The following is a 7,016-nucleotide window of genomic DNA, read 5'->3' as shown; positions in this document are numbered from 1 at the left end:
CCAATACCGGGGGTTCACTTCACAATCATAATTGATTGCAATTTTTTTTATGCACTAGTTCCCTTTGCCCAATCAAACTCCAGACTGGGATCCGCATTTAATTTAGCGCCCACAAAATTTTTCCGTTGATATTCCACATAAGCCTCAGCACCAATCATGGCCGCATTATCCCCACAAAGAGGTAATGGTGCTTTTATGAAGGTAACATTGGGGAATTCTTGAATCTCCTGATCTAATCGATCTCGAAGTCCTTTGTTAGCCGCAACTCCTCCAGCTAAAATAAGCTGCTTAACGGGGTATTTCTGAAGTGCCTTTTTGGTTTTATCAGCTAACACGTCCACAACCGCTTGTTGAAAGCTGCATGCCAAATTTTCACGACTTAACGTTTCACCAATTTGATCAGCATGATGAACCGTATTGATAAACGCACTCTTTAACCCACTAAAGCTAAAGTCAAAGTCATCCGTTTTGTCCATTGCCCTTGGAAATTTGAAGGTGTCCGTGCCAATATGTGCCAATCGGTCAACTTCTTTACCAGCAGGATAGTTGATGCCCATTACCCGACCAATTTTGTCGTAAGCTTCTCCTGCTGCATCATCCCGGGTTTCACCAATAATTTCAAATTTGCCGGGCTCATTCATTAGCACCAGTTCTGTATGTCCACCAGAAACCAGCAATGCGAGTGCTGGAAATTCAATTGGCTGAACGTACCGAGCCGCGTAGATATGACCCGCCATGTGATTAACTGGAATTAAGGGTAAGCCATGGGCAAACGCAACGGTCTTTGCGGCAGTCACTCCCACCAACAAAGCCCCCACCAAACCGGGACCGTACGTCACCGCAACGGCGCTTAAATCAGTGTAATCAACGCCAGCTTGTTCCAATGAATCATCAATGCAGCTCGTAATTTGTTCAATGTGATGACGGCTTGCAACTTCCGGCACAACCCCGCCAAATCTTTGATGACTTTTTATTTGCGTTGCCACAATGTTCGACAAAATTTCCTGTCCATTTTTAATGACCGCCACACTTGTTTCATCACAACTGGATTCAAACGCTAAAATTAAAGTGTCTTCATTACTCATAAGTGAAAATTTTCCCTTCTTACATAATCTTTTTTAATAAATTTGCGTCCTCTTCAGGATCTCGATAATATCGTTTTCGTTGACCAACTTTAACAAATCCCAGTGACTGATAGAGCTTGATAGCTGACAGATTGGAAACTCGAACCTCCAAGAAAAGTTGCGTTCCCTTGTCCAGCGTCTTAAACCACTCCGTAAACAATTTTCGCCCAACGTGCTGGTTCTGTTTAGCAGGTAAAACTGCCACATTTGTGATGTCAATTTGATCAAGCACGACCGTTGTTCCCAGGAACCCAATAATTTGTTGATCTTGATAAATAACAAAATATTGGCTTTCAGGTCTAAAAATATCGCTCCTGAACGCCTGGATTTTCCATGGAGAACCAGTGTCATAAGCAGAATCTGCCACTTCGTAGATTTTCTTAATCAATGTATTTTGACGTTTCGCAGCATCGGTTAGTGCTTCAAATTTCAAACTTTTATTATCCATTAGTTAAGTATCAGCGTCATATCTTGCGCATCTTCATGGTCGCCAAAATAATAGCCGCGTTTGATGCCATCATTTTGAAATCCAAGATCCCGATAAATTCGTTGTGCATGCTCATTACTAATTCTGACTTCTAAAGTGACCCGTAGATATTCTAATTCACGGGTTTTTTTGATAACCGTTGTCATTAAGAAATAGCCTAGCCCGCGATTCTGATAATCGGGCACAACCGCAATATTCGTCACGTGGGCCTCTTTTTTTGAATGGTAAAAAGAACACCCGACAAAAGCGAGCAATCGATCGTTCCGCCTTAAAACTAGGTAAAGACGGTCATTAATTCGATTAATCTCAGCAGCAAAAGCCGTAGAATCCCACGGCGTTTTTCCGCCATAAACAGCCCGTTCAATTCCCAATATTTCGGGAATATCAGTAAATTGGGCCTTTGCCAAAAAGTAGAGCGTATCTCGAATTTCGACTTGATGATTCTTAACATCTAACAGCTCACGTCGTTTAAGTCGCTCCTGTTGCTTAAATATATTCTGGTACCAAGTTTTAAATTTTTTCAACATACGAACCAGCGTCCTCTTCTGGATGTTGTTTTTTCCAATCAGCTTCTGCCTGCGTTAATCTTAAATAATTAGGTACAAAGTCATTAACATCGGTTACTAATGGCAATTTTTCTCCTAATATTCCTAATCTAGCAGCTTGTGGCAGATTATCGACACTATTGGCTAACAAATAGTTATCACTAAATTTATCCGCAAAATGAGTGCCATCACCAATGACGTACACCGTTTCAGCCAACGCATCTACCTGACGATAAAAATCATCAAAATCGACGTGCTGATCCGCAAGAACGCTCTCTGGAACCCCATTTTTCATTTGGTATAATCCTGTAAAAATATTATTATTTCTGGCATCAAAAATTGGCCAAACTAATTGCCCGTCACGTTGGCAATTTAAGGCTAACGCTTGAAGACTAGAAACACCCACCAAACCTATTTTTAAGGTGTCTGCTAATACCTTCGCGGTCGTCACACCAATTCGAATTCCTGTATATGATCCAGGACCCTGTGCGACCACCACTCGATTTAAGTCCGCAGGAACCAAATCTGATTTTGCCATCAGATCTTCAATTACGGGCAACAAATATTCGGCGTGCTTTTGATGAACCGTCATCGTGACCGTTCCTAATACGGTTTGATCTTCCAGTAGTGCCACGCTCAAAGGTCGGTTTGAGGTGTCTAACGCTAGTACTTTCATTTTGTTATTAGTTCCCTTCATAGCTTATCTCCAAATATCATAACATAAAACCTACAACCCGACTAAATTCAGTCCAAACAAAAAAGGCGCCAGCTGACGTCTTTAGTCGTGATTTCTCCATTTGATGGTCGCGGTAGCAGAAACTGCATCCCCCACCAAAATTTGATGATTCGTCGTTAATTCTCCGTCTACTTCAATTGGCTTAGTAACAATACTGTCAATCATGTGCCCATATTGAACTTCATTTTCAAAACGTAAGTAAATAGCAGTGGGCTGATGAGTTGCTAGAAAATCCATCGGTAAAACATCTGTAAACCATTCTAGATAGTGGGCATTGTTTACATGACCATTGCCATCGATATCATAGTATCTTACTTGATATTTTTGCTCAATCACATCATCAGCGGCTTCAACCTTCGTTGGTCGTTTCAGCCTTGGTAGTCGTTTGACTGGTTCGGAATCATAGGGTTCCAAAGCCGCAGCTGGAATTGTAACCATTTTTCGTGATGATTTATTCATCGTCACCCAGGTACTTCGAACATGGACAAGTTCTTTACCATCCGAATCCTTCATCCAAAACTCACGAAACGCAAAAAAACGATTATAAGAAGTTGCTTGAGTTGAAATAGAGATTGTTTCGTTAATTTCTGGAAGTCTGTCGATGCTAATATCATACTGGATGACCACCCAGCCAAGACCAAATTGTTCCATAAAGTCGGCACCTAATCCCAAATCCAAATTCTGCTTTTCAGAAATTAAAATGATGACGTTAAGCAACATTGCTGGTGTCATATAGTTAGTGACATCACACTCGTAGTAGGGAACCTCATGTTTTTCTGTATATAATTTTGCGGCCATCTTTCCACTTCTTTCTAATCTATATGGTGAAATTGGTTGTACACATCTTGGCGCTTTAATTTTCTTAACTTTGCAACCTGCTTGATTGCATCATTCGTCTTTTCTCCTGAATCAATGAGATTTTGAACGTGTTCTTCTGCAGATAAACTGAGATCAAATGACGGAACGGCCAGTTCTTCTGGTTGACTATTTCCAGCCAAAATAATAACAAATTCGCCACGAATCTCACTGGTAGTTGCCCATTCAAGGACCTCACTCAAGCTTCCTCTAATAAATTCTTCATGACGCTTCGTTAATTCTCGACAAAGTGCCACTTTTCGATCACCGAATCCAGCCAACAATGACTTAAGGGTGTCCTTCAGTCGATGCGGTGCCTCGTAGAATATTAAGGTTTCGCGATGAGATACCAAGGCAGCAATTTCAGTCTTTTGCTCTTTCTTTTTGCGATCTAAAAAGCCATAAAAGTAAAATGGCTGCGGTACTAGTCCAGATGCTATTAGAGCGGTTAGTCCAGCATTTGCTCCAGGAAGCGGTGCAACAGCAATATCAGCATCAATTGCGGCTCGAACCAAATCTTGTCCTGGATCGCTAATTGATGGCATCCCCGCATCGCTCACCTGAGCAATTGATTGTCCCTCGTTTAGCTTAGCAATCAATTGTGGAATCCGTTCCTTAGAGTTGTGCTCATGAAAGCTGATTTGTTTCGTTTGGATCTCAAAGTGATTAAGTAATTTTTGAGTATTTCGCGTATCTTCAGCCGCAATCAAATCAACGGACTTCAGAATATCTGCCGCTCTAAAAGTCATATCCTGTAAGTTACCAATGGGCGTCGGCACTAGGTATAGCGTCCCCGATTCATTTAAATTATCTGCGAAGCTACTCTGCGTTTTTAGCATTACCACCGTTCCTCCTATCGATCTCGATAAATAACTTCCATACAAAAGGCACACGAATCATCATCTTCACGGCGTTTACCGTACCATTCCTTGCAAACGTGAAATCCCTCTTCGTACAATTTTTCAAGATTTTGGCGTGACTTTGACAGCTGCGGCTCACGGCCTGTATTGTCCTTTGCATTGTTTAATAAATCACGTAGATGTTGGTTTTCAATTTCCAACTCTGCATTTTCTTCGATAACTCGACTTAATTCCGTCTGCAAAAGCTGTAATTGCGTCAAACTTTCACGAGTTTGCAGCTCTAAATTTTTGAAGTTATCGTAAATTTCTTTTTTATTCAAAATATCACCACCGATTCAATCTGTTCTCTGGGGTCAAATTCGCTTTAAAATTGTTAAGGTTAGTGATTCGACGATATTTTGAAAACTAATATTTCCCAATAATTGTCGCCTAGTCGCAAGACAATCCTGCATGATAGCTACTAATTTAAGTTGCGTTATTCCCCTTAGCGCGTTATCAATTGAATTTCTTTGTTGCGGAAACACCTCACTGTCTTGCCTACTAATTTGAAATTCATGCTCCAGGGTTTCATGCCAAATAGCCGTAATAACATCTAAGACTACTTGTTGGGATTTTTTATCGTGCACAAGCGGCATTATTTCTGTGGCAACTTGAACAAACGCCATATCATCCTTATTCACCAGTTTATCAAACCACTTGCCAACTGCTTGTTGGATATCGCTGAGCCAATCATTTTCGTTCAATTTCTTCATTTGATCTAAGTCATTCGTTAGGGAAATTGATAAATTCAATGTGCCTGCAGGTATCCCTGCAGCAGCTGCAATTTCTTTTAATTGTGATTTAGAAATTTGTGGAAATTCGACTACTTGCGATCGCGACAGAATTGTTGGCAAAATTAAATTCCGGTTGCTCGTTATTAAAAATGCCACAGTGTTACCCACTGGTTCCTCAATAAATTTTAATAGACTATTAGCCGCACTCGTTGTCATCGTTTCGGCAGCAAAAATAATAAACACTTTTTGATTGCCCTCGACGGCACTTTTTGAAAATTCAGACTTCAGAAATCGCACCTGATCAACCTTGATGCTTTGGCCATCCGGTTCAATTTCGACAACATCTGGATGTTCTTTTTCAATGATTCTTCGACATTCATTACAAACGCCGCAAGGAAAACCCTGATCATCAGGATTCTGACAGAATAATCGCATAGCTGCCAGCTTTGCAAGCTCTAGTCGGCCGCTACCAGCTGAACCGACAAATAAATAGGCGTGGGTCAGTTCATTTTCAGAAATGATTGTCATGAAGTGCTGCGCCAATTTAGGTTGTAAATTCTGTATTTTTTTTATCTCTTCTTTAGCCATTAGGTCCTCATTAAAATTGATGAAATTGTTCAACGGGTACAACAAACACCGTAGCGCCACCTACTTGTACTTCAACTGGATACGATGAAGTGCTATCTAGTTGCGCATCAAGATTTACGGGTGGTGTCATAAACTGCTGGCGCGTATGTGAGGCTTCTTGTATAACACTTAGAACCTCTTCGACTCGTTCATCCTCAATTCCAATCATGAACGTTGTATTCCCAGACTTTAGAAATCCACCAGTTGATGAAAGTCGGGTTGCCCTCACGTCATCATCAATAAATTGGTTGCTTAGGCGATTTGCATCTTTATCTTGTACGATTGCAATAATCAATTTCATAATCTTCAAACCTCCAATTTTATTGGTTGTTTAATTCTGATATTAGCAAATTCATTGTTTCTTTAGCAACCTCTTCGACAGGTCTAGTTGCGTCAATAACTTTAATTCGATCTTGGTTCGCTTTTGCAAGCTCTAAATAAGCAGCGTGAACGCGTTCGTGGAATGCTTGTTTCTCTAAATCTAGTCGATCAACTCGACTTGCGGTGCGGTGGAGCTTAATTCGCTCTAATCCAACTTCAACTGGCACTTCAAAATAAAGCGTCAAATTGGGGGTTAAGCCATTTGTTGCAAATAGGTTCATATTTGCGACTTCTTCTTCGCCAATAGAGCGACCGGCGCCCTGGTAGGCAACGGAACTATCAACATACCGATCACAAAAAACAACTTTTCCAGCATTTAACGCTGGTAGGATCGTTTCGGCAAGATGTTGTCGTCTTGCCGCTGCATATAGTAACGCCTCAGTACGAGCATCCATTTCAGTATTTTCACGGTCCAAAATAACTTCCCGAATTTTCTCTGAAATTCGATTTCCACCAGGTTCTCTGGTCAGTATCATCCCGTTTCCTAGACGACTCCTTAGTTGCTCCGAAATCATGTTCAAAACGGTTGTTTTACCTGCCCCATCGGGTCCTTCAAACGTAATAAATTTACCAGTCAATTTCAATAACCCCATTTTTAATTGATGATTTAATTGTACTTTATCTGTTA

At 40.8% G+C, this 7,016-nt stretch carries 10 protein-coding genes; all 10 read right to left on the bottom strand.

Annotation, left to right across the window (positions count from 1 at the left end; all coding sequences use genetic code 11):
* Nucleotides 1-47 precede the first annotated feature (47 nt).
* Nucleotides 48-1,085, bottom strand: coding sequence for a tRNA (adenosine(37)-N6)-threonylcarbamoyltransferase complex transferase subunit TsaD (gene tsaD, locus FD44_RS05595; protein ID WP_010620546.1), 1,038 nt, complete (start codon nt 1,083-1,085; stop codon nt 48-50).
* A 19-nt stretch (nt 1,086-1,104) separates the two neighbouring features.
* Nucleotides 1,105-1,557 carry a ribosomal protein S18-alanine N-acetyltransferase gene (gene rimI, locus FD44_RS05590; protein ID WP_076621480.1) on the bottom strand — a complete coding sequence of 151 codons (453 nt, stop codon included), beginning with the start codon at nt 1,555-1,557 and terminating at the stop codon, nt 1,105-1,107.
* Between the two features lie 14 nt (nt 1,558-1,571).
* Entirely contained in the window at nt 1,572-2,138 is a 567-nt protein-coding gene (rimI, locus tag FD44_RS05585; protein ID WP_029327615.1) for a ribosomal protein S18-alanine N-acetyltransferase, read from the bottom strand.
* Complete coding sequence (gene tsaB / locus FD44_RS05580) at nt 2,122-2,832, bottom strand: tRNA (adenosine(37)-N6)-threonylcarbamoyltransferase complex dimerization subunit type 1 TsaB (RefSeq protein ID WP_029327614.1); 711 nt, start codon at nt 2,830-2,832, stop codon at nt 2,122-2,124. Before tsaB ends, rimI (FD44_RS05585) begins: the two co-directional genes overlap by 17 nt.
* Before the next feature lie 102 nt (nt 2,833-2,934).
* Nucleotides 2,935-3,690 carry an acyl-[acyl-carrier-protein] thioesterase gene (locus FD44_RS05575; RefSeq protein ID WP_010620542.1) on the bottom strand — a complete coding sequence of 252 codons (756 nt, stop codon included), beginning with the start codon at nt 3,688-3,690 and terminating at the stop codon, nt 2,935-2,937.
* A 14-nt stretch (nt 3,691-3,704) separates the two neighbouring features.
* Nucleotides 3,705-4,586, bottom strand: a complete 882-nt coding sequence (gene rsmI / locus FD44_RS05570; RefSeq protein WP_010620541.1) for a 16S rRNA (cytidine(1402)-2'-O)-methyltransferase — start codon at nt 4,584-4,586, stop codon at nt 3,705-3,707.
* A gap of 14 nt (nt 4,587-4,600) precedes the next feature.
* Entirely contained in the window at nt 4,601-4,927 is a 327-nt protein-coding gene (locus FD44_RS05565; RefSeq protein WP_010620540.1) for a DNA replication initiation control protein YabA, read from the bottom strand.
* A gap of 33 nt (nt 4,928-4,960) precedes the next feature.
* Nucleotides 4,961-5,968 (bottom strand): DNA polymerase III subunit delta', encoded by a 1,008-nt coding sequence (gene holB / locus FD44_RS05560; RefSeq protein ID WP_029327613.1) that lies wholly within the window; start codon nt 5,966-5,968, stop codon nt 4,961-4,963.
* A 10-nt stretch (nt 5,969-5,978) separates the two neighbouring features.
* On the bottom strand, nt 5,979-6,308 hold the full coding sequence (locus FD44_RS05555; protein ID WP_010620538.1) for a cyclic-di-AMP receptor: 330 nt from the start codon (nt 6,306-6,308) through the stop codon (nt 5,979-5,981).
* A gap of 19 nt (nt 6,309-6,327) precedes the next feature.
* Nucleotides 6,328-6,966: a dTMP kinase gene (gene tmk, locus FD44_RS05550; RefSeq protein ID WP_010620537.1), complete on the bottom strand. Its 639-nt coding sequence runs from the start codon at nt 6,964-6,966 to the stop codon at nt 6,328-6,330.
* Between the last annotated feature and the right edge of the window lie 50 nt (nt 6,967-7,016).

Source organism: Secundilactobacillus malefermentans DSM 5705 = KCTC 3548, assembly GCF_001436395.1.
Classification (GTDB): Bacteria; Bacillota; Bacilli; order Lactobacillales; family Lactobacillaceae; genus Secundilactobacillus; species Secundilactobacillus malefermentans.
This window is presented reverse-complemented; position numbering and strand designations above follow the sequence as displayed.